Source organism: Nocardia thraciensis (assembly GCF_054782435.1).
The window spans coordinates 114,043-139,619 of the sequence record NZ_BAAGSM010000043.1 but is presented as its reverse complement, the minus strand read 5'-3'; the positions used below and the strand labels follow the sequence as shown (position 1 = coordinate 139,619).

Here is a 25,577-nt window from a genome sequence, read left to right as displayed (position 1 = left end):
GACCTCAATTCCACCATTGCGTAACCAACAGATAACCCGCCGCCACAAAAACGACCAGCGATCCGAAAAGTACGGCGAAACCTCGACGCCGATCGGCAAAAAGCTGCGCCGCCACGGCGACGATCGACAGCCCGATATGCCAGCCCAGCGTCGCCGTGCCCGGCCCGGGGAACCCCCGCCGCTGGCCCAGGAACTCGGCCACGATCAGTACCGCGGACAGCACCACCAGGCCACCGGCAACGATTCCGCTCAGTGCGCGGAAGACCCTCATACCCCTACTCCGCACTCACGACGTGATCACCGGAACCCCGGACGCCTTGCCCGCCAGCTCCTCGAACTGATCCGGGGCCGTGGTGAATTCGCCGAGTCGGATGGTCTTGTTGGCGCCGTGGTAGTCCGACGAGCCGGTGGTGAGCAGCCCGAGCTCGTCGGCCAGCCCACGCAGCACCGCGCGATCGGCGTCGCTGTGATCGGGGTGGTCGACCTCCAGCCCGCCCAGGCCGAGGGGCGCCAGCTCCCGGATGTCGTCGACGGCCAGCATCCGGCCGCGCGTGCGCGCCCGCGCGTGCGCCACCACGGTCACCCCGCCCGCGGCGGCGACCATCTCGACCGCGCGGCGCAGCGGAGTGTCGGCCTTCTCCACGTAGTACCGGCCGCGCGGGGCCAGCAGGTCGACGAATGCCGCGTCCACGGTCGGGACCACCCCGGCCGCCACCAGTGCCCGCGCCAGATGCGGGCGCCCCGCCGACGGACCCGCCGAGGCCAGCACCTGGTCCGGGTCGACCGGCAGGCCGTCCGCCGCCATCCTCTCGGCCATGGAACGCACCCGCGCGGCCCGCTCGGCCCGGAGCCGCTCTCGCTCCTGCGCGAACGCGGCGTCGGCGGGATCGAACAGATACGCCAGTAGATGCACCGGCACCGGCCAGCCGTCTTCCCCCAGGCCGACGCAGGACATCTCCATGCCCCGCACCAGGGTCATCCCGGGCGGCAGCGCCTCGGTGGCCTGGGCCCAGCCGGACGTGGTGTCGTGGTCGGTGATCGCGACGACGTCGAGACCCGCCGCGGCGGCGTGGCGAACCAGCTCCGCGGGTGTATCGGTGCCGTCGGAGGCGGTGGAGTGGGTATGCAGGTCGATGCGCACCCTGTCCATCTTGCCCAACCGCGCTGCGGCCCCGACGAGCAGCGTGCTGCACCGCGATCTCCGTGCACACCCGGGCCGGACGACTAGCATCCACCCAATGCCGCAGATTCCACCGATGCCATCGTTCCGTGGACGTGGGAAAACCGAGCGGTCGCCCCGCCGCATTCCGGTCCCGACGGCGCGGGCGATCGTCGACTGCGGGGTCTATGTGGACGGGCACCGGTTGCCGGGCCGGTTCACCCACGCCGAGGCGCTGTCCGAGGTCCGCGAGCGTCAGGCGGGCTTCGTCTGGGTCGGGTTGCACGCACCGGACGAGGCCCAGATGGCCGATGTGGCACAGACATTCGGCCTGCACGAGCTGGCCGCCGAGGACGCCGTGCACGCCCGTCAGCGCCCCAAACTGGAGCGCTACGACGACATGCTGTTCCTGGTGCTGCGCACCGTGAAGTACGTCGAGCACGATCTGCACGCCGTCAGCGAGATCGTCGAGACAGGCGAACTCATGATCTTCATGGGTCGGGATTTCGTGATCACCGTGCGGCACGGCGAGCACACCGGGCTGGCTGAGGTGCGGCGGCGGCTGGAGGCCGGTTCGGAGCGCTTGGCGCTCGGGCCCGGCGCCGTGCTGCACGCGATCGCCGATCATGTGGTCGACTCCTACGTCTCGGTCACACAGGAGGTCGAAGACGACGTGGAGGCGATGGAGGAGGAGGTTTTCACGCCCCGCAGCCGTCTCACCACCGAGGCCGTATATCAGCTCAAGCGCGAGGTCGTCGAGCTGCGGCGAGCCGTCAATCCGCTCGGGCTTCCCCTGCAGATGCTGTCGCGCAGCCAGGAACTCCCGCTGCCCAAGGAGATTCGGCGCTACCTGCGTGACGTCGCCGACCATCACACCGCCGTGGCCGAACGGATCAGCGATTTCGACGAGTTGCTGAGCGCTCTGATCAACGCCGTACTGGCGAAGGTGAGCGTGCAGCAGAACACCGACATGCGAAAGATCTCCGCGTGGGTGGCGATCGCGGCCGTGCCGACGATGACCGCGGGCATCTACGGCATGAACTTCGACTTCATGCCGGAGTTGCACTGGAAATACGGATATCCGCTGGTGTGGGCCATCATTCTCACCGTCTGCGGCGGGCTCCTGTACGCCTTGCGCCGCAACCACTGGCTGTAGCCGCCCATTTCGGTGCGCTACAGGTTCGCAGCACCCCGCTCTGGGTCGCGCACGTCGATCCCCGCTTCGGCCCAGGCATCCCGCAGCGCCCCCGCGCCGCGCACGCGCACCCACGCGGCCTCCGTCGCCGTGATCGGTGAAACGGCCAGAAACCGTACGGGCTCAGCGGGTTCCGGTAAGCCGACCTCCGGGAGATCGGCCGGGCTCAGCAGCGCCGCGGTGAAGGGAGCGTTGTGCCACAACGGTTCTCCCAGATCCAGCAGCGCATCGTCCTGCAGCACAACGCCTTCCACCGCGGGCGAGGCGATCAGCACGCCGAGGCCGCGGGTGAGACCGGCGTGGCCGCCCACCCCGCCGCGCAGCGTCAGCACCAGTTCCGCGCGCGGGCCCCGCATCGGGTCGGCCAGTTCGGAGGTGGGGTCGGTCATCGGATGCCGGGCCCCGCCCACCGTCACGTAGTGCACGAATTCGCCGTCGGGGATGCGCAGGATCTCGATCGGCTCCAGCCCCAGGAACGTCACCGATGCCGAATCGGCCGTGGACACACCGAAATGCCCGAGCGCCGCGGCTCGGACCTTGCCGAGAACGTCCATCGACTACAGCGCCAGCCGCGCCAGCATGTCGCGGGCCTGCTCGGCCGCCTTCGGCTCGCACAGCACGTCGTAGCGACCGGCCACCAGCTGCATGGTGGAGGCGAAGTCGCGCTGGCCGCGGGTGGCCGCGTAGGGGATCGAGGTCGAGATGACACCGAAGATGACACCGCCCACCAGGCCGACCGCCAGCGGGCCGAGGGCGCCGCCGGTGGTGAACAGGCTCAGCAGCAGACCCAGGAACAGACCCAGCCACGCCCCCGACACCATGCCGCCGCCGATGACCTTCCCCCAGGTCAGCCGATACAACACTCGCTCGACCTGCATCAGATCGACGCCGACGATGGTCACGTTCTCCACCGCGAAGTGATTGTCGGCCAGGTAGTCGACCGCCTTCTGCGCCTCGGCATAGGTCGGATACGACCCGACCGGCCAGCCGGACGGGGGTGTCGGCAGACCCGGCCGATTGCGATTCGAGCTCCCCAACGGATTGGTCATATCCCCATCATGCTAGGTCCCACGCGAACCGTGTACCCACACGCCCGGAACGCGCCGCGTGTCAGTCCGGGCTCACATCCCCCGCGGCGCACGAATCAGAGCCGCCGGGCGCCCTCCGTTGTCGAGCCGACCGGGAATGCGCCCCACCGCTGCCCGTGGGCCGCGGCCGCCGGGCTCAGTCGGCCGGTGCGGGCGGAACGAACCGCGTCGTGCGCTGCAGCCCGGCCGCGCGGCCCTTGTCGGCGATCACCTGCGCCATCTTCGCGCTCGCCTCGTCGATCATCTCGTCGCCGAGCATCGCCGCCCCGCGCGCGCCGCCCTCGACGGAGGTGTGGAAGGCGTAGGCGTCGAGAATCTCCTCGGCCCGGTCGTATTCGGCCTGCCGCGGCGAGAAGATCTCGTTGGCGGCCTCGATCTGCGACGGATGCAGCACCCACTTGCCGTCGAAACCCAGTGCGGCCGTGCGATTCGCGGCCCGGCGGAAGCCGTCGAGGTCGCGCACCTGCAGGTACGGGCCGTCGATGGCCTGCAGCCCGTGGGCGCGCGCGGCGAGCAGGATCGTCATCAGGATGTGGTGGTAGGCGTCGCCGGTGTCGTAACCCTCCGGCTGCTCTCCGACCACCAGCGTGCGCATGTTGATGCTGGCCATGAAGTCGGCGGGCCCGAACACCAGCGTCTGCACGCGCGGGCTGGCGGTGGCGATCTCGTCGATATTGCGCAGCCCCTGGGCGTTCTCGATCTGCGGTTCGATCGCGATGCGGCCGACCTCGAGCCCGCCCGACTTCTCCAGCTGGGTCAGCAGCAGATCCAGCGCCCGCACCTGCCCGGCGTCGACCACCTTGGGCAGCAGCAGCGCATCCAGTTCCGCGCCCGCGCCGTCGACCACCGAGATCACGTCGGCGTAGGTCCACTGCGTCGTCCAGTCGTTGACCCGCACCACCCGGATCTGGTGGCCCCAGCCGGGTTCGTTGAGCGCCGCCACGATGTTCGCCCGGGCCGTCGCCTTGGCGGCCGGGGCCACCGCGTCCTCCAGGTCCAGGAATATCTCGTCGGCGGGCAGGCCCTTGGCCTTCTCGATCATCTTGGGGTTGCTGCCGGGTACGGCGAGCACCGAGCGCCGGGACGGGGTGAGCCCGGTACGGCGAGTTGGCATGCACGGCTCCTGAAGTTCGTGATTCGGGCGCTGCACCACATAGCCTTGCACTATGGCAGCGACGAAGGTCTTTGCCGCCCGGCTGGCGGGTCTGGTGGTGCTGGGTCCGGACGGGGAGTCTATCGGCCGCGTCCGGGACGTGGTGATCTCCATCCGCTACGACCGCCAGCAGCCTCGGGTGCTCGGACTGCTCGTGGAACTGCCCACGCGCAGGCGGATTTTCGTGCCGATGCTGCGGGTCACCGCGGTCGAGCCGGGCTCGGTCAACCTCAACACCGGCTCGGTGAGCCTGCGCCGCTTCCAGCAGCGGCACGGCGAAATGTTGGCCCTGGCGCAGCTTCTCGACTCCACCGTGCGGGTCGACAAACCGGAGCTGCCCGATCTGCAGGGTATCGATGTGCTCGTGGTCGACCTGGGCATCGAGCAGACCCGCACCCGCGACTGGGTGGTGGCGAAGGTGGCGGTGCGCGAACGCCGGGGGCTGGGCCGCGCGCTCCGCCGCCGCGGCGCCACGCACGTGGTGAACTGGTCCGATCTGCGCGGGCTGACCCAGCAGGAACTGAATATGCCCGGCCAGAGCGTCGCCGCGCTGCTCGAGCAGTACGAGGGCCTGCGCGCGGCCGATGTCGCGCATCTGCTGCGCGAACTGCCCGCCAAGCGCCGCATCGAACTGGCCCGCGCCCTCGACGACGAGCGGCTCGCCGATGTGGTGCAGGAGTTGCCGGAGGCCGACCAGATCGAGGTCGTGCAGCAGTTGGGCGTGGAGCGCGCCGCCGACGTCATCGAGGCGATGGACCCCGACGACGCCGCCGATCTGCTGGGCGAGTTGCCCACCGGCGAGGCGGAAGCGCTGCTGTCGCTGATGGATCCGGAGGAGTCCGAGCCGGTGCGCCGCCTGCTCGAATACTCTCCGTACACCGCGGGCGGCATGATGACCTCCGCCCCGGTGGTGCTCGCCCCGGCCGCCACGGTCGCCGAGGCGCTGGCCCGGGTCCGCGACCCGGATCTGACGCCGGCGCTGGCGTCGATGGCCTTCGTGGTCCGCCCGCCCACCTCCACTCCGACCGGCCGCTACCTGGGCTGCGTTCATATTCAGCAGCTGCTGCGCGAACCACCGGCCACCCTGGTCGGCGGCCTGGTCGACAAGGATCTGACCCGACTGCGGCCCGAGGCTCCCCTCGGCGTGGTGACCCGGTACTTCGCCACCTACAACCTGGTCTGCGGGCCGGTGGTGGACGCCGAGAACCACCTGCTGGGCGCGGTCACCGTGGACGACGTCCTCGACCACCTGCTGCCCGAGGACTGGCGCGAGCAGGACGAGGAGTCGCACGCGGTTTCCTCCGGGGCACACGGGGCGCCCGGCGGGCAGGGCCTCACGCTGGCCGGAGAGGACACACCATGACCGAACGCAACGACAAGCCGCGCGGACGGCTGGAAACGCCGGTCGAGAATCGGTTCCGATTCGACTTCGATGCCGACGCGCTGGCGCGCAGCAGCGAGCGGGTCGCCCGCTTCCTGGGCACGGGCCGCTATCTGATGATCCAGACGGTCATCGTGGTGGTCTGGATCCTGCTCAACGTGTTCGCCATCCGGCTGCGCTGGGACCCGTACCCGTTCATCCTGCTCAATCTGGCCTTCTCCACCCAGGCCGCCTACGCCGCGCCGCTGATCCTGCTGGCCCAGAACCGCCAGGACAACCGCGACCGGGTCTCCCTCGAGGAGGATCGGGCGCGCGCCGCGCAGACCAAGGCCGATACCGAATTCTTGGCCCGGGAACTCGCGGCGTTGCGGATCGCCGTCGGCGAGGTCACCACGCGAGACTATCTACGTCGAGAGCTCGAGGACATCAAAGAGGCGCTGACGCGCCTCGAGCTGGGTGCATCACTGGACGACGAAGATTCTGTTCCATCTCCCAAATCGAGGAAGGTTACCGATAGAAAGAGGGGTCGGGTACCTATTTCGCCACAAATCGATGGCAACTGACCGCAAATATCGATAACAACAAGCTGACCGCCGGGTAACCTGGATCACGTTGCGGGAAGTGACTGACTCAGACAGTACCTATGGTCAGTCACCGAATGGCTACGAGGGGATTGGTGTGCCGATGCGAATGTCTGGTCCGATAACCGTGTCGGCGCTGGTGGTTGCGGGGTTGATGGCTTCGGGATCGGCGCAGCACACGCCCGTCCGCACCAGCGCGCCCAAGACAGCGGATGCACAGTTGGCGGCCGCGACGGCGCCGACGGATCCCGGGAGCACCCCGGCCGATCAATCGGCGGGCCTGGTTCCGGCGGCCCCGGAACCGCCGCGCAAACTCCGCGCGATGACCACCCCCGCCGACGGCCTGCCGCCGTTCGCCGGGACCGTCCCGCTGCGCGATATCGCCTTACCCGGCGGCGGCGCGCTGGGCATCCCAGAGATCGTGCTGGCCGCCTATCGCAACGCCGAGCTGGCGATGCAGTCCTCGATGCCGAACTGCGGACTGAGCTGGCACCTGCTGGCGGGCATCGGCCGCATCGAATCCGGCCACGCCCGGCACGGCCAGACCGACGCGGCGGGCACCACCACCGGGACCATCTTCGGCCCGGCGCTGGACGGCACGCTTCCGGGCAACGAGATCATCAAGGCCTCCGACGGCGGCTATGTGCGCGCGGTCGGGCCGATGCAGTTCCTCCCCGGCACCTGGGCGCACTACGCCTCCGACGGCAACGGCGACGGCGTATCAGACCCGAACAACGTCTTCGACGCCTCGGTCGGCGCCGCCAAGTACCTGTGCTCGGGCGGGCTGGACCTGCGCGACCCGCAGCAGGAGTTGCGCTCGGTGCTGCGCTACAACAATTCGCTGTCCTATGCGGCGAACGTACTGAGCTGGTCCAATGCCTACAAGACCGGCGGCGCGCCGACCCAGGTCGACATCTCCCCCAACCTGATTCCGCCGGGCACCATGCAGACGCCGCCCTCCGGCGCGGACATGATGGCGGTCAATTCCACGGTCCCGGCCCCGAGCGGGGACACGCCGCCGCCCGAAACCGCGGCGACCACGGTGCAGCCGCCGGTGCAGACCCAGGTGATGATCAACATCCCCGGCCTGCCGCCGATCCCGTGCGGCATCTTCTGCCCGCCGCCCCCGCCGCAGCCGTGCGATCAGGTCGTGGTTCCGGCGCCGATGCCGAAACCGGGCGATCCGGTCGCGCCGGAGCAGCGGTGGGCGCCAGGCGATCCGGTCCGGCCCGCCGACGCGCAGGCCGATCCCGACGCGCCGCGCGATCCCGACGCCCAGCCGCGCCCGGCCACCTGCGCGCAACCGCAGGGGCAGCCGGTGCCGGGACAGCCGGGCGCGCAACAACAGCCGCCGGCGCCCGCGCCGGAGGCCGCGGCACCGGAACAGCAACAGGCCGAAATCCCGGCGAAGACACCGGAACCCGGTCCGGTGGAGCCCGCCGAACCGGCCGAGTCGGTGGCCCCGCTGCCGCCGCCCGCACCGGCCATGACCTTGCCGTTCGGCATCGTCATCCCGCTACCCCCGGCGGCATAGAGATCCCGGCTCGTTGCCAAACCGGAAAGATGGTCACGAAGCAGTAACGAAAAGGTCTCGGGTGCGGTAACCTGATCTCGTTGTGTCACGAAAAGCTCACAGCGAGCAATGGAGGGTCACCGCACCGTGGGACGTCACCGCAAACAACCTGCTAGGAATGTTGGACGCGGATCTGTTATCGCATTGACTGGGCTCGTACCCGCGGGAGTTGTCGCCGTGAGCGCGGCTTCGGCCGCGGAAGTGAACACCGCCGAGCACGCGACTCTGTCTGCCCTGCAACAGGATCAGGACGAGCAGGCCGCCAGACCCGGTCCGTCCGCGGAGTCGGACGGAATGCTCAAGGCGGCCAAGCACACCGGGCCTCCGGTCGTGAAAACCGTTGCACAGCCGGATGGCCGGGCCCCGGCCGACCTCCCCGCCGGGCCGCTGGGGTTGCCCGGCATCGCGCAGGCGGCCTACCAGAACGCCGAACGCGTGCTGGCGCAGGAGAATCCGAACTGTCACATGCCGTGGTCGGTGCTGGCGGGCATCGGGCAGGTGGAGTCGCACCACGCCTACGGCAAGGCCGACGCCAAGGGCTACCCGCTCGATCCGATCTACGGGCCGGTGCTGGACGGCAGCCTGGGCGGCAATCAGGTGGTGCACGCGACCGACGGCGAACTCGACGGCGGCATGTCGTCCTACACCCGCGCCGTCGGCCCGATGCAGTTCCTCCCCGAGACCTGGCGCAAGTACGCGGCCGACGGCGACAGCGACGGCATCTCCGACCCCCAGGACCTGTTCGACGCCGCCCTCACGGCAGGCAAGTACCTCTGCTCGGGCAACCTGGACATGAACGACCTGTCCCAGCGGTCCCGCGCCATCATGCGCTACAACAACTCGATGGCCTACGTCGCCAACGTGATGGCCTGGGAGGTCGCCTACCGCACCGGCGTCGCCCCCTCGTCCGGCCAACTCCCCCGCATCTGATCCCGGCCAAAAGCACGCCGGGAAATAAAGGAACAACCACGCCGGGAAACATGCGACGTGCACCACCTCGCCATCCCGACGTGGCACCTCATCACCCCCGCGTGGCCACCCTCGTTATCCCGGTGTGGCCCACCCTCGTCATCCTCGGCGTGGTCACCCTCGTCATCCCGGCGTGCTTTTGGCCGGGATCGCGCAGTTAGACTCGGCCGTATGCCAGTGGTTACGGAATCGGATGTGCGGGGCGCCCTCGCGAAGGTGAACGACCCGGAGATCCGCAAGCCGATCACCGAACTGGGCATGGTGAAGAGCGTCGCGGTCGGCGCCGACAGCAGTGTCCACGTCGAGATCTACCTGACGACGGCGGCGTGCCCGCTGCGCACCACGCTGACCGATATGGTCTCCCGGGCCGTCGCCGACGTGCCGGGCGCGGGCGCGGTCAGCGTCGAACTCGACGTGATGAGCGACGAGCAGCGCACCGAACTGCGCAAGAAGCTGCGCGGCGACTCGGCCGAACCGGTGATCCCGTTCGCCCAGCCCGGTTCGATGACCCGGGTGTACGCGGTCGCCTCCGGGAAGGGCGGCGTCGGAAAGTCCAGCGTGACAGTGAATCTCGCGGCATCCATGGCCGCACGCGGACTGTCGGTGGGCGTCCTCGACGCCGACATCTACGGCCACTCGGTCCCGCGCATGCTCGGCACCGACCAGCGACCCACCCAGGTGGAGCGGATGATCATGCCGCCCGTCGCGCACGACGTGAAGGTCATCTCGATCGCCATGTTCACCCAGGGCAACACCCCGGTGGTGTGGCGCGGCCCGATGCTGCACCGGGCGCTGCAGCAATTCCTCGCCGACGTCTTCTGGGGCGACCTGGACGTGCTGCTGCTGGACCTGCCGCCCGGCACCGGCGACGTCGCGATCTCGATCGCCCAACTGATCCCCAACGCCGAGATCCTGGTCGTCACCACGCCGCAGCCCGCGGCGGCCGAGGTGGCCGAGCGGGCGGGCGCCATAGCGCTGCAGACCCGCCAGCGCATCGCGGGCGTGGTGGAGAACATGTCCTGGCTGGACCTGCCCGACGGCAGCCGCATGGACCTCTACGGTTCCGGCGGCGGCCAGTCCGTCGCCGACCGCCTCACCAAGGCCGTCGGCGCCGAGGTCCCCCTGCTGGGCCAGATCCCGATCACCCAGGAACTGCGCGAATCCGGCGACGAGGGCACCCCGATCGTGCTGCGCGCCCCCGAAGACCCTGCCGCGCAGGCCCTCCAGGGCATCGCCGACAAGCTGGCGGTCCGCCGCCGCGGCCTGGCGGGCATGTCCCTCGGCATCGACACCACCCGCCACATGTAGCGAACAGCTTCATACCCGCACATGTGTAACGAACGGCCTTCATTCCCGGGCACACGCGTAACGAACGGCCTTCATACCCCGGCACACGCGTAACGAACGGCCTTCATACCCCGGCACACGCGTAACGAACGGCCTTCATACCCCGGCACACGCGTAACGAACGGCCTTCATACCCCGGCACACGCATAACGAACGGCCTTCATTCCCGGCACGCTTTTGGCCGGGATCCCGCGAGATTCCGGCCAAAGCGCGCCGGAAATGCTTGATGCGGTGGGATATCAGAGGATGTTCCAGGTGAGGGGAAGGCCTTCGCGGAGGCCGTCGATGCGCCGCCGGACCTCGCGGGCGCTGTCCGAGCCCGGCGCGGACTTCCAGGCGTTAGTGGTGATCATGCGGAGTTCGCGCAGATCGCGGAGCCAGCCGAAGCCGGGCCAGGTGCGGATGTCGAAACCGTAGTCGCGGCAGAACGTGTCGTATTCGGCGGGATGGTGGGCGAAGCGGCGGCAGTGCACCTCGAGGGTCACCAGATCCCACTCGGGCTGACCTATCGTGACGCTTTCCCAATCGCACAGCACACTGCGCTCGGACCTGTTGTCCCACAGTGTGTTCCGATGGTGCGCGTCGCCGTGTATCAACCCCGGGGGGAGCGCGTAGGTGATGTTGTCCCAATCCGCCGCGAGCCGGTTCCGCTCCGCGCGCAGCAGCCGCCGATCGCTGGGCGGCAGGATCGTGTTGGCGTCGATGGCCCGGGCGATGCGCGCGAAGGTGTCGCGGAGATGGCGCGTCGGCAGCCACTGCGCCGGGCGGCCGCGCAGATTGTGCAGCCGGGCCAGCGGCGCGGCCAGGTCCGCCGCGACGATCTCCCGCTGCTGGGGCAGATAGCGCCAGAAGGTGACCGCACACCCGTCGATCTCGACCGGCTGCGTCGCACCGGCCAGCGGCACCGCGGGCACCCGCCGCGTCCGCAGCCAGCGCACCAGGGCGACGACATCGATCGGCGCGGCTCCCCCGCACGGCCGGTCGATCTTCACCACGATCGGCTCACTCACCAGGCGGTACACGGCGTTGGTGTGATGGCGCAGCAGTTCGGCCCCGGACGGGTCGAATCCGCCACGGCGGCAAGCTGTTTCCAGAATCCAGCGCGTCCGCTGCGGCGTGAATCCCGCGGTGGCCGCACGGTCGACCGCCGCCTCGAACACGGTGGTCACCGCGGCTCCCCGGCTCCGGCCGCCACCGCCCGGCGCAACTCGTCGACCACCCGGCGGCCCCGGCTGTGTTCGGGGATCGCCTCGACGACCGCGGCCGCGCGGGTCATCACAATGGTGGTGCGATGTTCGGCGGGCAGCCTGGTCAACACCTGCGACGCCAGCCCGCAGGCCTCCTCGACCGCACCGTCGAGGGCGTGGCAGATGGCCGCGTCGAGTTCGATGAGCGCCGGATCGACCACGACGGCCGGGCTGCCCCGATACAGCTGCAGCCCGCGCTCCTGCGCACGCCGTGCCGCGGCGGTGCGACCCAGATTGGTCAGGGTGCCGGATTGGTAGAGCAGCAAACGCTTTTCGCTGAACCGGAACGCCTCGTCGGTCACCGAGTCGCCGAGTTCCTCGATGTGCCGCCGGGCCCGCGTCAGCGCCAGGTCGGCGCCGTCGGCATCGCCGAGCCGGGCCAGCGCCCGCGCCTCCGCCGCGGCCGCCAGCGCGGTCGCGTCGTCGGCGGTCTCCGGCAGCTGCGCCTGGGCGGCGCGGGCCAGCACGACGGCCTGTTCCGGACTGCCGTAGTAGTAGGGCAGCATCGCGTGCTGGGCCCGCACCCGCGCCCGCAAGCGGCGGTCGGCGGTGTCGTCGGCGGCCAAGCGCGCGGTGCCGTACCAGTAGTTCGCACGCTCGATCTGCCCGAGTTTCATCAGCGCGTCGGCGAGCAGCAACCCCAGCACGGCGGTGACCTCGGAGAGCCGGGATTGGATGGCGGCGGGCTGGCGCTGCGTCGAAATCGACTGCACCTCCAGTAGATCCGGCAGCACCGCGGACAGCACGTCGGTCGGCGGCGTGCGCGTGTAGGCGAGCACTCGGCCCGCTGCGCGCTCCTCCATCAGCTCCACCATCGCGGGGCCGATCGTCCCCGCGGCGAGGGTGCGGTCGATGACGATCCGGGCATCGTCGAGCCGGGACATCAGGGCGACATCGTGCCCCGCGGCGGGCGGGACCGATACGGCGACCGCCGCGGCACGGCGGGCCGGTAGCCGACGCAGGCCCAGCGCCTGTTCACCCTCGGCGAGGATCGTCTCGAAGCGCTCGCGGACTTCCGAATCGACCTGTACCAACAGGGTGTCCAGCAGTTCCTGGGTGAGCGGCCGCGGTGTTACCGCGCTCAGGCCGGAGCGCCAATTGGCGACGGTCGTCATCTCGACCCCGAGGTGAGCGGCGAACTCCCGCACGGATTTTCGCGTCGCCTCCTGCAATGCGACGGCCTCGAATCCGGTCCAGGGCCGACCCAACACCATTGTTACTCCCATGTTTCGCGCCCGTATGCCAACAGTAAGCCAACACCAACGCCAACACTGCGCGATTCCACAACGGACCGAATACCGCGAAAGTTGAAGGTGCACCCGGTGCCGTGGCGAAAATCCTTCGCATAGATGACGCAGACCGAGGGCGGCGATCCTGAGACCCCCGGTTTCGCGGCGCCGGGTGCTCCGCGCCCAGTTGGAGGTACCACCCATGTACGCACCACCCTCGGATGCCCGCGACAGGTGGCTGATGGACAGCCGTGACTGCGCCCACGAACCGGCCGACCTCACCTACGACCGCGCCCGGTTCATCCTCGCCGTGCACGCCGGTCACGGCGGGCGCTGCCGCCAATATCTGGCGGCCGCCGCCTACTGCTTCCGCCGCACCGGAGAAAGGTGAACGGGCGGTTGATCATTCGCGGTAACCGGTCCGGATTCGGGGGAGCGAGCCGGTACCCGCGCAGCGACCGCACCCTCGGGGGCTTCGAAGCTGTCGGGGCGGCCGCATATCCTCGTCGGTATGCTCACGCTGCTGTTGTACGTGCTGATCGTCGGCCTGGTGGCCGCGCTGCTGTTCCTGGTCGCGAGCGCGGTGTTCGGGCGGGGCGAGGAACTGGGGCCGCTGCCGGAGGGCACCACCGCCACCGTGCTGCCCGCCACCGGCATCCACGGCGGCGATGTGCGCTCGCTACGCTTCCAGCAGGTATTCCGCGGCTACAAGACCGGTGAGGTGGACTGGGCCCTGGCCCGGCTCGCCGCCCGCATCGACGAACTCGAGACGCAGCTGGTTCAGGTCCGGGGCGACCAGCCCGGCAACGGCAGCACGGGCGCGTTCCCCGCGCAGGCCCCCCAGACCGGCCCGTGGACCCGAACCCGCGAATGGCCGACCGGCCACTCGGCGACCACGCAGCACCAGACGCCCGGACAGGCGTGGCACGGCATCCCGGACGGCGGCGCTCCCACGGCCCACAGCCACCCGCCCGCCCCGGTAGCCGACCGGTGGCAGGGTCCCGAGGTCACCCAGCCGACCGGCCGCCCGGCGGCCATCCCGGCCGTCGCACCCGGCACCCCACCGGCCGGGCAGGAGCCCGCCTCCCCCGCGCAGGACGCCTCCGATCCGGGGCAGCCGATGCGGCCGGGCCCGGCCCGGCCCGAGGAGGGCGCGCAGCCGCCGCCCGGGGCCGACACGACGGCCGCCGACCAGGGCACACAGCTGTCCCACACCCTCAATATGTCGACGAGCGGGCACGACGGGTCGCAGGCGACGGGTCCGGGCAGCACCATTCCCGAGGTGCAGCCCCCGGGAGCGGCCGGTCAGGACACGAAGTGAGCGCCCCGCGGGCCGGAGCGGTGGCCGCCGACGGCAAGATCCGGTGCGGATGGGCGGAGTCGTCCCAGCTGTACCGCGACTACCACGACCGGGAGTGGGGCCGCCCACTGCACGGCGACGACGCCATGTTCGAACGGATGTGCCTCGAGGCGTTCCAATCGGGCCTGTCGTGGATCACCATCCTCCGCAAGCGCCCGGCCTTCCGGGCGGCTTTCGACGGGTTCGTCATCGACCGGGTCGCCCGCTACACCGCGGCCGACGCGGAACGGCTGCTGGCCGATCCGGGCATTGTGCGCAATCGCGCCAAAATCGAGTCCTGCATCGCCAACGCCAAGGTTGCTCGCGAGCTCGGAACCGGCCTCGACGAGCTGCTCTGGTCGTTCGCGCCGCCGCCGCGCCCGCGCCCCGCCACGCTCGGCGACGTCCCCGCCACCACACCCGAATCGGTTGCTCTCGCAAAGGAACTCAAGCGGCGCGGGTTCCGCTTCGTGGGCCCCACGACCGCGTACGCCCTGATGCAGGCGACCGGTATGGTGGATGATCATCTGGCCGATTGCTGGGTCGATGTGCGCGGCTGAGGCCGCGCCACGCCGGTCGGTTTTGGAACTCAGGTACCCGCCCAGTTCCGTGATGAGGAAGAATAGGCGTGGTGTAGCGCCGCGGGCACGGCCCGGCCGTGCGCGCGGGCTACCTGTTGGTGACAACACGAGTTCCAAGAAAGTGCGCAGCAGACCGCGCGGATCTGGAGGGAGCAGAGGATGGCGGCCATGAAGCCCCGCACCGGGGACGGTCCCCTCGAGGCAACCAAGGAAGGGCGTGGAATCGTCATGCGGGTTCCACTCGAGGGTGGCGGGCGTCTGGTCGTCGAGCTCACGCCGGACGAGGCCGCGGCCCTCGGCAAGGAGCTCACCGAAGTCACCAGCAGCTAGTCACTCGTCCCGTCTCATGCCGGTGAACCCGGCGCGAGCGGACACCGCGTCACCGCTCGCCGCGGTCGCGCGGTTTCTGGCTTGCCCCGAATGCGGCGACGCCATGACCGTGCGCGACCGCTCGCTCCGCTGTGCCCGCGGGCACAGCTTCGATATGGCCCGGCAGGGCTACGTCAGCCTCCTGACGGGTGCGTCGACCAAAATGTCCGGCGACACCGCGGACATGCTGGACGCCCGTGCCGCCTTTCAGGGAGCCCGCCATTTCGCACCGATCGCCGAGGCCGTGGCGACGGCGGTCACCGTCGGCCCGCCCTCGAGCACGATACTGGAGATCGGCTCCGGCACGGGCTACTACCTGGCCGCGGCGCTCGATGCGGTGCCATCGGCGTACGGGATCGCCCTGGACGTCTCCAAACCCGCGGCCCGGCGCGCAGCCCGCGCCCACGATCGTGCCGCCTCGGTGCTGGCCGACGCCTGGCGCGGATTGCCGATCCGGGACGGCGCGCTGACCCATGTGCTGTCGGTGTTCGCTCCCCGCAACCCCGACGAGGTGGCGCGCGTGCTCGGGCCCGGCGGCGTATTCGTCGTCGTCACCCCGACTCCCCGGCATCTGTCCGAACTGATCGTCCCGCTCGATATGGTGCGCGTGGACACGGCCAAGGACGCCCGCCTCGCCGACGCCCTGTCCGGCCGTTTCGACCGTCTCGACAGTCGCCTCGTCGAATACCCGATGCTCCTCGGCCACCCCGCCGTCGCCCACGTCGCCGCCATGGGCCCCTCGGCATTCCACGCCCCCGCCGAACGCGCGACCCACATCGCCACCCTCCCCGAGGAAGTCCAGGTCACCGCCTCGGTCACGGTCTCCACCTACACGACCCACTGAGCACCCCATCCCCGTGCGCGAGATCCCGTGCTCGCGGCCTAGGGGCCGCGAGCACGGGAAATAAGAGCACTCCCAGCCGGCAAGGCTGCCCCTCCCATTTCCGGCGTCAGGGTGCCCCCTCACATTTCCGGCGTGAGAGTGCACCTCACAATGCCCGGCATGAGAATGCACCTCACAATGCCCGGCATGAGAATGCACCTCACAATGCCCGGCGTCAGAGTGCCCCTCACAATGCCCAGCATGAGAGTGCCCCTCACATTCCCCAGCATGAGAGTGCACCGCACATCCCCCAGCATGAGAGTGCGCCGCAGATCCCCCAGCGTGAGAGTGCCCCTCACAATGCCCGGCGTGACAGTGCCCCTCACATTTCCGGCATGAGAATGCCCCTCATATTTCCCGGCGTGTTTTTGGCCGGGATCTCGCTCCCGGCGGGAGGGGGGATGCCTTCAGCCCTTGCGGATTCGGTCGTAGAGGTTGACGGTTTGTTGGGCTACTCGGGACCAGTCGAATTCGGTTATGGCTCGGGCGCGGCCTGCGGCGCCGAGGGAGGTGGCGAGTCGGGGGTCCCCGGCTATGGCGTTGACCGCGCGGGCCAGGCCCGACTCGAATGCCTCGGGGACGGCGTCGTCGTAGGGGACGAGGCGGCCGGTGGCGCCGTCCGCGACGACCTCGGGGATTCCGCCCACGTTCGAGGCCACCACCGCCGTGCCGCAGGCCATCGCCTCCAGGTTCACGATGCCGAGCGGCTCGTACACCGAGGGGCACACGAATACCGTTGCGGCCGCGAGGATCTGGCGCACCTGCTCGGTGGGCAGCATCTCCCGCACCCAGAACACGCCGCCGCGCCGCCGCGCGAGGTCGGTGACGGCGGCGGACACCTCGGCCTCCAGCTGCGGAGTATCGGGCGCACCGGCGCACAGCACGACCTGGATATCAGGATCGAAATCCCGGACGGCGGCCAACAGATGCGAGACCCCCTTCTGCCGGGTGATGCGGCCGACGAAGGCGGCTATCGGTGCGTCGGTCCGCACGCCCAGCTCGGCCAGCACATCCCGGGCACCGTCGACGGGACCGCCCGGACACCAGGCGTCGGCGTCGATCCCGTTGTGCACCACGTGCACTCGCGCGGGGTCGATGGTCGGATACGCGTCGAGCACATCGCGGCGCATGCCCTGGCTGACCGCTATCACGGCGTCGGCGTACTCCATCGCATTGCGCTCCGACCACGACGACAGCCGGTAGCCGCCGCCCAGTTGCTCGGCCTTCCAGGGGCGTCGCGGTTCGAGCGAATGCGCGGTCAGCACGTGCGGGACCCCGTACAGGGTGGTGGCCAAGTGCCCGGCCAGCCCGGTGTACCAGGTGTGCGAGTGCACCACGTCCACGCCGCCCACGGCATCGGCCATGCGCAGCTGCGCCGACATCATCTGCAGGGCCGAATTGGCGGCGTACAGCATCGGATCCGGTTGATGCACCACGGCATCCGTGCGCGGCATCCCCATGCAGTGCACGGTCACCTCGCTCAGCCGACGCAGCCGCGACACCAACTGGGTGACGTGCACACCCGCCCCGCCGTACACCTCCGGCGGATACTCACGGGTCAACACCGCGACCTGAAGCCGGGCCCGCTCCCGCGATTCGGTCGGCTCGCGTCCACCCTCCGCGCCGAAACTCACCGGTCCAACCTAATCGTTCACCTCCGGCGTGACCACTCCCACACGGTGGTGGCTCCGGTAGGCATGCGACCGATCCCGCACCCCGCAACCGAACACGTGGCAGTTGCGGCGGCGTAGATACGCGACCGAACACGCACCCCGCGACCGAACACCCGGCGCTCCGGCGGCCATAGACATACGACCGACCAGGCACCCGGCAACCGAACACATGGCAGCTCCCGCGCCGTGGATACGCGACCGAACACCCGGCGCTCCGGCGGCCATAGATACACGACCGACCACGCGCCCCGCGACCGAGCACATGGCAGTTGCGGCGCCGTAGATACGCGACCGATCCCGCACACCCCGCGACCGAACACCCGGCGCTCCGGCGGCCGTGGGTATGCAGGCGATCATGGGCCCCGCGCCGGACGCGTGGCGGCTCCGGTGCCGACGGGCAGCGGCCGACGGTGTCGGCTCAGGACGGCAGCCTGCGATAACCTGTCGGCCGGTCGGCGACCCGCGCCGTGGCCGGCGGGGGACACAGCACGGTTCGCGGCGGTAAGTTTGGCGTTGTGAGGAGCCAGCCGCACGTACTCGGGATCGTGCTCGCCGGTGGTGAGGGCAAGCGACTCTTCCCGCTCACCAAGGACCGCGCCAAACCGGCGGTCCCGTTCGGGGGCGCCTACCGCCTGATCGACTTCGTCCTCTCCAACCTGGTCAACGCCGGATATCTGCGGCTGTGCGTGCTCACCCAGTACAAGTCGCATTCGCTGGACCGGCACATCTCCCAGACCTGGCGGCTGTCGGGCTTCGGCGGGGAGTACATCACCCCGGTGCCCGCGCAGCAGCGGCTCGGGCCGCGCTGGTACACCGGCAGCGCCGACGCGATCATGCAGTCGCTGAATCTGATCTACGACGAGGATCCCGACTACATCGTGGTGTTCGGCGCCGACCACGTGTACCGGATGGATCCCGAGCAGATGGTCGCGCACCACATCGGCTCCGGCGCGGGCGTGACCGTGGCCGGGATCCGGGTGCCGCGCAGCGAGGCGGGCGGGTTCGGCTGCATCGACTCCGACGAGGCCGGGCGGATCACCCAGTTCCTGGAGAAGCCCGTGCACCCGCCGGGCACGCCCGACGATCCGAACGTCACATTCGCCTCCATGGGCAACTACGTGTTCAGCACCAAGGTGCTGGTGGACGCGATCCGCGCCGACGCCGACAATGCCGACTCCGATCACGATATGGGCGGCGACATCATCCCGTCGCTGGTCGTGCAGGGCGAGGCGGGCGTATACGACTTCGCGCGCAACGACGTGCCCGGGTCCACCGACCGCGATCGCGGCTACTGGCGCGATGTCGGGACCATCGACGCGTTCTACGACGCGCACATGGATCTGGTGTCGGTGCATCCGATCTTCAACCTGTACAACAAGCACTGGCCGATCCGCGGCGCCGCGGAGAACCTGCCGCCCGCCAAATTCGCGCGGGGCGGGCTGGCGCAGGAGTCGATCGTCGGGTCGGGCAGCATCCTGTCGGCGGCGACGGTGCGCAACTCGGTGCTGTCGTCGAACGTATTCGTGGAGGACGGCGCGACCGTGGAGGGCAGCGTGCTGATGCCGGGGGTGCGGGTCGGTCGCGGCGCGGTGGTGCGTCGGGCGATCCTGGACAAGAACGTGATGGTCGGCGAGGGCGAGATCATCGGCGTCGACACGGAGCGGGACCGGGAGCGCTTCGCCGTCAGCAACGGCGGTGTGGTGACGGTGGGCAAGGGCATCTGGGTCTAACAGGAGCGAATCAGGCTGCACCGCAAAGCAACCGGCGTATTCAGCGCGGCGGGGGCGGTGCCGTGGTGGCCGTGCAGAACGGATAGCAGGAACCGCGCGTGATCGGCGGATTGCTGGCCGGGTCGTCGAAACTGCTTCCGTTGACGAGCAACAGCACCAGCAGGGCCACGAACACCATGAACCCCAGCAATACGACAGCCAGCACGAGCCAACTGCGCGGCGCGATCTCGAGCAGCACTCCGCGATCGAATAACACCGCGCCTCCACCGGTAGCGAATCACCTGTCCCCACAATCATATCGGCCACAGCAACCCCCGGCCCGGGACAGCGACTTCCCGCACCTCCTACACACCCGCGCACCCCTTGCATGGCTTGCAAGGGGTGCGCGAACACACAGGGGGTGCGTGAAACTGGGATCAGCGGAGGTCGCGGCGGCGGAAGGCGGTGAGGCCCGCCGTGCTCAGAGCCGCGGCGATCGCGACCAGGATGACCACCGGGGTGGCGGTGAACGAGGCCGCGGGCAGCTTGGGCAGATGGCTGTAGGGATCCAGGTCCATCACCCACTGCGGCATGCCCGAGATCGAACCGAGCAGGAACAGCGCGATCCCGCCCGTGAACACGCCCCAGGCCACCGGGGCATACCGCGGAACCAGGCCGAACAGCAGCACGGCGGCGCCGGTGAACAACCACACCGCGGGCAGCTGCACCAGCGCCGCGCCGAGCACCCGCGGCAGCTTGCCGCCGACGTCGTCGGTGGCCAGACCGTAGACCAGCCCACCGATGGCGCCCGAAGTCGCCAGCAGCACAACCGGTCCGCCCAGGGCGAAGACGAGATGGGAAGCCGCCCAGCGGATTCGGCCGACCGCTCCGGTGAGGACCGTCTCGGCCCGATCGGAGGACTCCTCCGAATGCAGCCGCAGCGCAGCCGAAATCGAGTACGCGGCGGCCGCCAGCCCCAGCATCGTGTAGGCCATGGTGATCATCGAGTCCTCGATCTGCTGCGAACCACCGAGCCGGGAGATCATGTCGCGCACGGTCTGGTTGGATCCCAGCTGATCTCCGATCCCGTCGACCACGCTGCCGATCAGCAGGCCGTACAGGCTCAGCCCGACACACCACGCCGCCAGCGTTCCGCGCTGCAACCGCCAGGCCAGCCCGAACGGCCCGGCCAGGTCGGCTCCGGCGACCGGTGCGCCGGGACGCTCAGCGATCAGCCCGGCCCCGAGATCCCGCCGCGCCAGCAGCCCGTAGGCCACCGCGATCAGCACCACCGCCGTGACCACGTGCAGCAGCAGGACCGCCCAGTGGTCGCCCGCGAACGGCCGCACCTGCAGCGACCAGCCTTGCGGCGACAGCCAGGTGAGCACGTTGGTCGGACCGTCGCCGGCGCGGGCGTCACCGACCGCACGCAGCGTGTAGGTCACCGCCAGCACCGCGAAGGCGATACCGCGCGCCGTGCGGGCCCCCGCGCTCAGCTGCGCGGCCACCGCGGCCACCGCGGCGAAGACGATGCCGGATCCGGCCATGCCGAGCCCGAATGCCAGTGAGCCGCTACCGGGTACGCCCGCCCCCTTCAGGCTGGCGGCGGCAACCAGACCGGTGGCCAAGGCGCCGGTGCAGGTCAGGGTCAAGGCGGCGGTGAGGTTGGCGAACCGCCCCACCTGCGTGGAGGCCAGCAGCTCCCCGCGGCCCGTCTCCTCCTCCGCCCGGGTGTGCCGGATCAGGGTGAGGATGGTGGCGATGGCGATGAGCGTGTAGAACATGCCCGCCTTCCACACACCGGCCGCGCCGAGCGTGGTGTTGTAGATGGGGCCGTACATCGCCAATTGGGCTGGGCTGGAAAGGATCCCGTTCGCGTAGTTCTGCAGGTCGGCCGGGGTCTGGTAGATCTCCTCGATGCTCTTGATGTAGGCGCTGCCCAGCGGCAGGGACAGCAGCAGCACCCATAGCGGCAGCACGATCCGGTCGCGCCGCAGGTACAGCCGCAGCAGTGCCAGGGTTCCCGTGAAATCCGATCCGCCGCGCGCGGATTCGGCGAATCCGAAGCGCGGACGCGCGACCGCGGTCGTCATTTCGTCGCCTCCGCGTAGTGCCGGGCCGAGCCGCTGCCGGCCGCGGCGTCGTCTCCGTTGAGCGAATAATGGCGCATGAACAGCTCTTCCAGCGTCGGCGGCTGGCTGACCAGGCTGCGCACACCCGCATCGCCGAGCACCCGGATCAGCTCACCCAGATGTTCGCTGTCGACCTGGCAGCGCAGCGTGTGGTCCTCGAAGTTGACATCCTCCACGCCCGGGATGCGGCCGAGATCGCCCGGATCCCCGAGCATTTCGGCCGTGATCGAGGTGCGGCTCAGGTGCCGCATCTCGGCGAGCGTGCCGCTCTCCACCGTCCGCCCGGAGCGGATGATGGTGACGCGCTCGCACAGCATCTCGACCTCGGACAGGATGTGGCTGGACAGCAGCACGGTCACACCGCGCTCGGTGGCCTCGCGGACGCATTCCCGGAAGATCTGCTCCATCAACGGATCCAGACCCGAGGTGGGCTCGTCGAGCAGCAGCAGATTCGCGTTCGAGGAGAACGCGGAGACCAGGGCGACCTTCTGCCGGTTGCCCTTGGAGTAGGTGCGGGCCTTCTTGCGGGTGTCCAGCTCGAAACGCTCGATCAGTTCGGCGCGGCGAGCCGGGTCGAGGCCGCCGCGCATGCGGGCCAGCAGGTCGATCGTCTCCCCGCCCGACAGCGACGGCCACAGCGTGACATCGCCTGGGACATAGGCGATCTCGTGATGCAGGCCGACCGCGTCGGCCCATGGGTCGCGGCCGAGCACCTGCGCCTCGCCCGAGGTGCGGGCCAGGATGCCCAGCAGAATGCGAATGGTGGTCGACTTACCCGCGCCGTTGGGGCCGAGGAAGCCGTGCACCTCGCCCTCGGCGACCTCGAGGTCGAGTCCGTCGAGGGCGTGTACCTGTCCGAAATGCTTGTGCAGATCTCGGACAACGATTGCCGATGACATCGAATCTCCTTGTGAGATTGGAGGTTTACCGATCGGCGATCAAGGTGTCCAGCATCGTCGAATCGGTCATTAGTCCGTAGGTGTTGATTTCCATCGCCGGCAGCATCATCTGGTCGGCGTACTCGCGCAACGCTTTTCGGTAGTCGAGCTGGCCATCGTTGCGAGCGGCGTGAAGTTGCAGGTAGAAGAAGAACCCGCCGCCGTTCTGGGTCGCCAGGAAGCGAGCCATCGCCTTCGGATCCCGCGGGGGCCGAATAGTTCCGGCCTCGATCCCGATGGCCAGGTAGGACTCGATGTCCTCGACCATCTGGTCGAACCACGTCGCCAGCAGCGGCCCCCCGGCCTGGAAGGTCCGCATCAGATAGCCGACGTAGGGCGCGAACTCCTCGATCTCCGTCAGCGCCTGCAGCGTCGCGTAGCCCGAGGGCTCCCGGATGTACTCCGTCTTCGCCGTGCGGATGATCGTGCGGACGTGCTCGTCGCACGCCTTGCGCAATCCGTCCTTGGACCCGAAGTGGTGATTGACCAACCCGGGCGACACTCCCGCGGCCTTGGCGATAGCCCGAACTCCGACCCCGAACCCCTCGTCGCCGAACGCGACGATCGCGGCGTCCCGGATGCGGGCGCGAGTGCTCAGATCCTGGGCGGATCCTTCCGGTACGGCTGCTCCCTTAAACACATGTTCAATATACTAAACACTCGTTCAATCGTCACGCAAGAGGTGGCGCGCACCTAGTTCGAATCGTCATCTACGCAGATCAGAGGGGCTAACGAAACATCGGATGATAGGGCGATTCCGCCCGAAAGCATGCCGGAAATCCAGAGAGTCCAGCTGACGCCGGAAAGGCAGGGGTGGCAGCTGACGCCCGGGAGGGCGCACCGACACGGCCGGGCTAACCCCGCGAGGCGCAGAGCAGTCCGTCCCCCACGGGGATCAGAACGCTGGTCAACTCCGGGTCCTCGGCGATGGCGCGGGTGGCCGCACGCACCGCCTGGGTGGCGGGATCGCGCTGGGCCTGGTCCGGGACGCGCCCGCCGAGCAGCGCGTTGTGCAGCAGGATCGCGCCGCCCTCGCGGAGCAGGCGCACGCCCTGCTCCACGTACTGCGGATGCTCCAGCGGCGCGGCATCGATGAACACCAGGTCGTAGGCGCCGTCGGCCAGCCGCGGCAGCACGTCCAGCGCGCGGCCGTTGATCAGCCGGGTGCGGGCGGGCGCGACCTCCGCGGTGCGGAAGGCGTCGCGGGCCGCGCGCTGATGCTCGGGTTCGGAGTCGATGGTGGTCAGCGTGCCGTCCTCGCGCATGCCGTCGAGCAGCCACAGTCCGCTGATACCGGCGCCGGTGCCCACCTCCACAACGGCTCGCGCCCCCGCCACCTGGGCATACATGCTCAGCAGCGCGCCCACGGAGGGCGGTACGGGCGCGGCGCCCAGTTCGGTGGCCCGCTCGCGCGCGGCCACCAGGATCTCGTCCTCGACAACGGATTCCTCGACATAGGCGAGGTTGCGCTGTACGGCCGACGCCGCCGGTATGGAACTCACGGGTAAGAGGCTAATGGCGAAACCGCCCGCACGTCGCGACCGACGGGCCCGCGGGCGCCGGTAAGGCCGCCATTTTTCTCAGGTGTCCCTCAGCATCCCCATACCACCGACACATCGGGAGCGGACAAAGTAAGGGACAACGCAAAGGCCGACCGATCGCCGGGCGGCGCCCGGGAACACCGGACACAGGTCTTCGGTTGTACCCGGTACGCGACGGGTGGGTGATCCCACTGTCGCAGCGCCGGCCCACGGTCCCGAGTAGGAGGTAACCCCATCCACATGGTCGATGCGGCGCGTGAGCACGCCACCCTGCCCGAGCCGAGCCTCACCGATGGCGCGGCGGAATACCGTTTGCCCGCCCCGGCAGCATCCGGCGATATCGCGTTGCCCGAGAACGCCGCCCCGCCCGAGGGGCAAGAGGGCGCCGAGGAGGATCTGACCGGCACCGCGGCCTTCGACGCCACCGGCGACCGCACCATGATGCCCTCCTGGGACGAACTGGTCCGCGAACACGCCGACCGGGTGTACCGGCTGGCCTACCGCCTGACCGGCGATCCGCAGGACGCCGAGGACCTCACCCAGGAGACCTTCATCCGGGTCTTCCGTTCGCTGTCGAACTACCAGCCCGGCACCTTCGAGGGCTGGCTGCACCGCATCACGACCAACCTGTTCCTGGACATGGTGCGTCGCCGCAACCGGATCCGGATGGAGGCGCTGCCCGACGACTACGATCGGGTGCCCTCGGAGGGCCCCGACCCCGAGCAGGTCTATCACGACGCCAACCTGGACCCCGACCTGCAGTCCGCGCTGGACGCGCTGGCTCCGGAGTTCCGCGCCGCCGTGGTGCTGTGCGATATCGAGGGCCTGTCCTACGAGGAGATCGGCGCTACGCTCGGCGTGAAACTGGGCACCGTGCGCAGTCGTATCCACCGCGGACGCCAGGCGCTGCGGGAGCACCTTGCGCATAATGGATCTCAGGAGCGGTTCGCCGCTACCGAGAAGGTCGGGTAATTCACAGCCGCTACGCGCGGCGCCCGGCGCCAGTTGATTGTCCGTCGGAAGGGTGTGCACGTTATGGGTGGCGAAGACGCCGCAACAGGCCGCGACTCCGGCGCGGCGGCGGGTCGAGCACAGCGCGCCCATACCGGACGTCCGCCTCGCTTCGCTCCGACCGAACACTTGGCCAGTGAGGCCATCGCCGCCTATGTCGATGGCGAGCTGCGCATGAACGCCTACCTGCGCGCCGCCGAACATCTCGCCAAATGCCCGGAGTGCGCCGCCGAGGTCGAATCGCAGCAACAGGCGCGCATCGCCCTGCGGCAGGCCGCGCAGCGGCAGATCGCGGCGCCCGGGGACCTGCACGACACCCTGAGCCGAATTCCGCTGGCAAACCTTCCCGGCAAGATGGACGAGATGACGCGCGGCGCGAGTTTCCTGGGCCTGCGGGCGGATTCGTTCCGATTCGTTTCCACCGATCGCGACTTCACTTCCGAGAGCAGGCGGTGGACCGGTTGGTGGCGCAAGTAGAG

Annotated in this window: 26 protein-coding genes and 1 pseudogene; 14 read left to right on the top strand and 13 right to left on the bottom strand. The window is 69.5% G+C overall.

The window, feature by feature from the left end:
* Positions 1-4: 4 nt before the first annotated feature.
* The gene (locus ACYVLQ_RS28030) at positions 5-271 is read right to left on the bottom strand and encodes a hypothetical protein (RefSeq protein WP_460700521.1); all 267 of its coding nucleotides are present in this window, start codon (positions 269-271) and stop codon (positions 5-7) included.
* A gap of 15 nt (positions 272-286) precedes the next feature.
* Positions 287-1,141 (bottom strand): PHP domain-containing protein, encoded by an 855-nt coding sequence (locus tag ACYVLQ_RS28025; protein WP_460700715.1) that lies wholly within the window; start codon positions 1,139-1,141, stop codon positions 287-289.
* 97 nt (positions 1,142-1,238) lie between these two features.
* Between ACYVLQ_RS28025 and corA the strand changes: the two genes are divergently transcribed.
* A complete protein-coding gene (gene corA, locus ACYVLQ_RS28020; protein ID WP_460700520.1) occupies positions 1,239-2,315 on the top strand; it encodes a magnesium/cobalt transporter CorA in 1,077 nt (358 codons plus the stop codon).
* Positions 2,316-2,332: 17 nt separating this feature from the next.
* Here the strand turns inward: corA and ACYVLQ_RS28015 are convergent, their stop codons facing one another.
* The 3 genes from ACYVLQ_RS28015 to ACYVLQ_RS28005 all read right to left on the bottom strand — a co-directional run bounded on the left by ACYVLQ_RS28015 (position 2,333) and on the right by ACYVLQ_RS28005 (position 4,556).
* Positions 2,333-2,908 (bottom strand): suppressor of fused domain protein, encoded by a 576-nt coding sequence (locus ACYVLQ_RS28015; RefSeq protein ID WP_460700519.1) that lies wholly within the window; start codon positions 2,906-2,908, stop codon positions 2,333-2,335.
* A 3-nt stretch (positions 2,909-2,911) separates the two neighbouring features.
* Positions 2,912-3,403 carry a YflT domain-containing protein gene (locus tag ACYVLQ_RS28010; RefSeq protein WP_280263611.1) on the bottom strand — a complete coding sequence of 164 codons (492 nt, stop codon included), beginning with the start codon at positions 3,401-3,403 and terminating at the stop codon, positions 2,912-2,914.
* A 175-nt stretch (positions 3,404-3,578) separates the two neighbouring features.
* The gene (locus tag ACYVLQ_RS28005; protein WP_460700518.1) at positions 3,579-4,556 is read right to left on the bottom strand and encodes an HpcH/HpaI aldolase/citrate lyase family protein; all 978 of its coding nucleotides are present in this window, start codon (positions 4,554-4,556) and stop codon (positions 3,579-3,581) included.
* A 52-nt stretch (positions 4,557-4,608) separates the two neighbouring features.
* Between ACYVLQ_RS28005 and ACYVLQ_RS28000 the strand changes: the two genes are divergently transcribed.
* From ACYVLQ_RS28000 to ACYVLQ_RS27980, 5 genes are all read left to right on the top strand, one after another.
* Positions 4,609-5,958: a magnesium transporter MgtE N-terminal domain-containing protein gene (locus ACYVLQ_RS28000; protein ID WP_460700517.1), complete on the top strand. Its 1,350-nt coding sequence runs from the start codon at positions 4,609-4,611 to the stop codon at positions 5,956-5,958.
* A complete protein-coding gene (locus ACYVLQ_RS27995; protein WP_460700516.1) occupies positions 5,955-6,539 on the top strand; it encodes a DUF1003 domain-containing protein in 585 nt (194 codons plus the stop codon). Before ACYVLQ_RS28000 ends, ACYVLQ_RS27995 begins: the two co-directional genes overlap by 4 nt.
* A 172-nt stretch (positions 6,540-6,711) precedes the next feature.
* Entirely contained in the window at positions 6,712-8,091 is a 1,380-nt protein-coding gene (locus ACYVLQ_RS27990; RefSeq protein ID WP_460700515.1) for a lytic transglycosylase domain-containing protein, read from the top strand.
* Between the two features lie 126 nt (positions 8,092-8,217).
* Positions 8,218-9,060: a lytic transglycosylase domain-containing protein gene (locus tag ACYVLQ_RS27985; RefSeq protein WP_460700514.1), complete on the top strand. Its 843-nt coding sequence runs from the start codon at positions 8,218-8,220 to the stop codon at positions 9,058-9,060.
* Between the two features lie 210 nt (positions 9,061-9,270).
* Entirely contained in the window at positions 9,271-10,407 is a 1,137-nt protein-coding gene (locus ACYVLQ_RS27980; protein ID WP_460700513.1) for an Mrp/NBP35 family ATP-binding protein, read from the top strand.
* A gap of 278 nt (positions 10,408-10,685) precedes the next feature.
* Here the strand turns inward: ACYVLQ_RS27980 and ACYVLQ_RS27975 are convergent, their stop codons facing one another.
* A complete protein-coding gene (locus ACYVLQ_RS27975) occupies positions 10,686-11,615 on the bottom strand; it encodes a phosphotransferase family protein (RefSeq protein WP_460700512.1) in 930 nt (309 codons plus the stop codon).
* Positions 11,612-12,907, bottom strand: coding sequence for a hypothetical protein (locus ACYVLQ_RS27970; protein ID WP_460700511.1), 1,296 nt, complete (start codon positions 12,905-12,907; stop codon positions 11,612-11,614). The genes ACYVLQ_RS27975 and ACYVLQ_RS27970 overlap by 4 nt, the downstream gene beginning before the upstream one ends.
* Before the next feature lie 217 nt (positions 12,908-13,124).
* Here ACYVLQ_RS27970 and ACYVLQ_RS27965 point away from each other — a divergent pair, with 217 nt between their 5' ends.
* From ACYVLQ_RS27965 to ACYVLQ_RS27945, 5 genes and pseudogenes are all read left to right on the top strand, one after another.
* Positions 13,125-13,313, top strand: coding sequence for a hypothetical protein (locus tag ACYVLQ_RS27965; RefSeq protein ID WP_147288917.1), 189 nt, complete (start codon positions 13,125-13,127; stop codon positions 13,311-13,313).
* Positions 13,314-13,433: 120 nt separating this feature from the next.
* A pseudogene (locus ACYVLQ_RS27960) lies at positions 13,434-13,718 on the top strand (DivIVA domain-containing protein); the annotation flags it as partial.
* 521 nt (positions 13,719-14,239) lie between these two features.
* Positions 14,240-14,821 carry a DNA-3-methyladenine glycosylase I gene (locus ACYVLQ_RS27955; protein WP_460700510.1) on the top strand — a complete coding sequence of 194 codons (582 nt, stop codon included), beginning with the start codon at positions 14,240-14,242 and terminating at the stop codon, positions 14,819-14,821.
* Between the two features lie 180 nt (positions 14,822-15,001).
* On the top strand, positions 15,002-15,172 hold the full coding sequence (locus ACYVLQ_RS27950; protein WP_084519071.1) for a DUF3117 domain-containing protein: 171 nt from the start codon (positions 15,002-15,004) through the stop codon (positions 15,170-15,172).
* 16 nt (positions 15,173-15,188) lie between these two features.
* Entirely contained in the window at positions 15,189-16,055 is an 867-nt protein-coding gene (locus tag ACYVLQ_RS27945) for a putative RNA methyltransferase (protein ID WP_460700509.1), read from the top strand.
* 446 nt (positions 16,056-16,501) lie between these two features.
* On the opposite strand, the gene glgA is transcribed toward ACYVLQ_RS27945, so the two are convergent.
* Positions 16,502-17,728, bottom strand: coding sequence for a glycogen synthase (gene glgA, locus ACYVLQ_RS27940; protein WP_460700508.1), 1,227 nt, complete (start codon positions 17,726-17,728; stop codon positions 16,502-16,504).
* A gap of 554 nt (positions 17,729-18,282) precedes the next feature.
* Here glgA and glgC point away from each other — a divergent pair.
* Entirely contained in the window at positions 18,283-19,497 is a 1,215-nt protein-coding gene (glgC, locus tag ACYVLQ_RS27935) for a glucose-1-phosphate adenylyltransferase (protein ID WP_460700507.1), read from the top strand.
* A gap of 40 nt (positions 19,498-19,537) precedes the next feature.
* Here the strand turns inward: glgC and ACYVLQ_RS27930 are convergent, their stop codons facing one another.
* The 5 genes from ACYVLQ_RS27930 to ACYVLQ_RS27910 all read right to left on the bottom strand — a co-directional run bounded on the left by ACYVLQ_RS27930 (position 19,538) and on the right by ACYVLQ_RS27910 (position 24,039).
* Positions 19,538-19,735: a hypothetical protein gene (locus ACYVLQ_RS27930; protein ID WP_460700506.1), complete on the bottom strand. Its 198-nt coding sequence runs from the start codon at positions 19,733-19,735 to the stop codon at positions 19,538-19,540.
* 178 nt (positions 19,736-19,913) lie between these two features.
* The gene (locus ACYVLQ_RS27925) at positions 19,914-21,569 is read right to left on the bottom strand and encodes an ABC transporter permease (protein ID WP_460700505.1); all 1,656 of its coding nucleotides are present in this window, start codon (positions 21,567-21,569) and stop codon (positions 19,914-19,916) included.
* Positions 21,566-22,507: an ABC transporter ATP-binding protein gene (locus ACYVLQ_RS27920; RefSeq protein WP_460700504.1), complete on the bottom strand. Its 942-nt coding sequence runs from the start codon at positions 22,505-22,507 to the stop codon at positions 21,566-21,568. Before ACYVLQ_RS27920 ends, ACYVLQ_RS27925 begins: the two co-directional genes overlap by 4 nt.
* Before the next feature lie 25 nt (positions 22,508-22,532).
* Positions 22,533-23,186 carry a TetR family transcriptional regulator gene (locus ACYVLQ_RS27915; protein ID WP_460700503.1) on the bottom strand — a complete coding sequence of 218 codons (654 nt, stop codon included), beginning with the start codon at positions 23,184-23,186 and terminating at the stop codon, positions 22,533-22,535.
* A gap of 214 nt (positions 23,187-23,400) precedes the next feature.
* Complete coding sequence (locus tag ACYVLQ_RS27910) at positions 23,401-24,039, bottom strand: O-methyltransferase (protein WP_460700714.1); 639 nt, start codon at positions 24,037-24,039, stop codon at positions 23,401-23,403.
* Positions 24,040-24,327: 288 nt separating this feature from the next.
* Between ACYVLQ_RS27910 and sigE the strand changes: the two genes are divergently transcribed.
* Complete coding sequence (sigE, locus tag ACYVLQ_RS27905) at positions 24,328-25,059, top strand: RNA polymerase sigma factor SigE (protein ID WP_460700502.1); 732 nt, start codon at positions 24,328-24,330, stop codon at positions 25,057-25,059.
* Positions 25,060-25,122: 63 nt separating this feature from the next.
* Positions 25,123-25,575, top strand: a complete 453-nt coding sequence (locus ACYVLQ_RS27900) for a zf-HC2 domain-containing protein (RefSeq protein ID WP_460700501.1) — start codon at positions 25,123-25,125, stop codon at positions 25,573-25,575.
* Positions 25,576-25,577 lie beyond the last annotated feature (2 nt).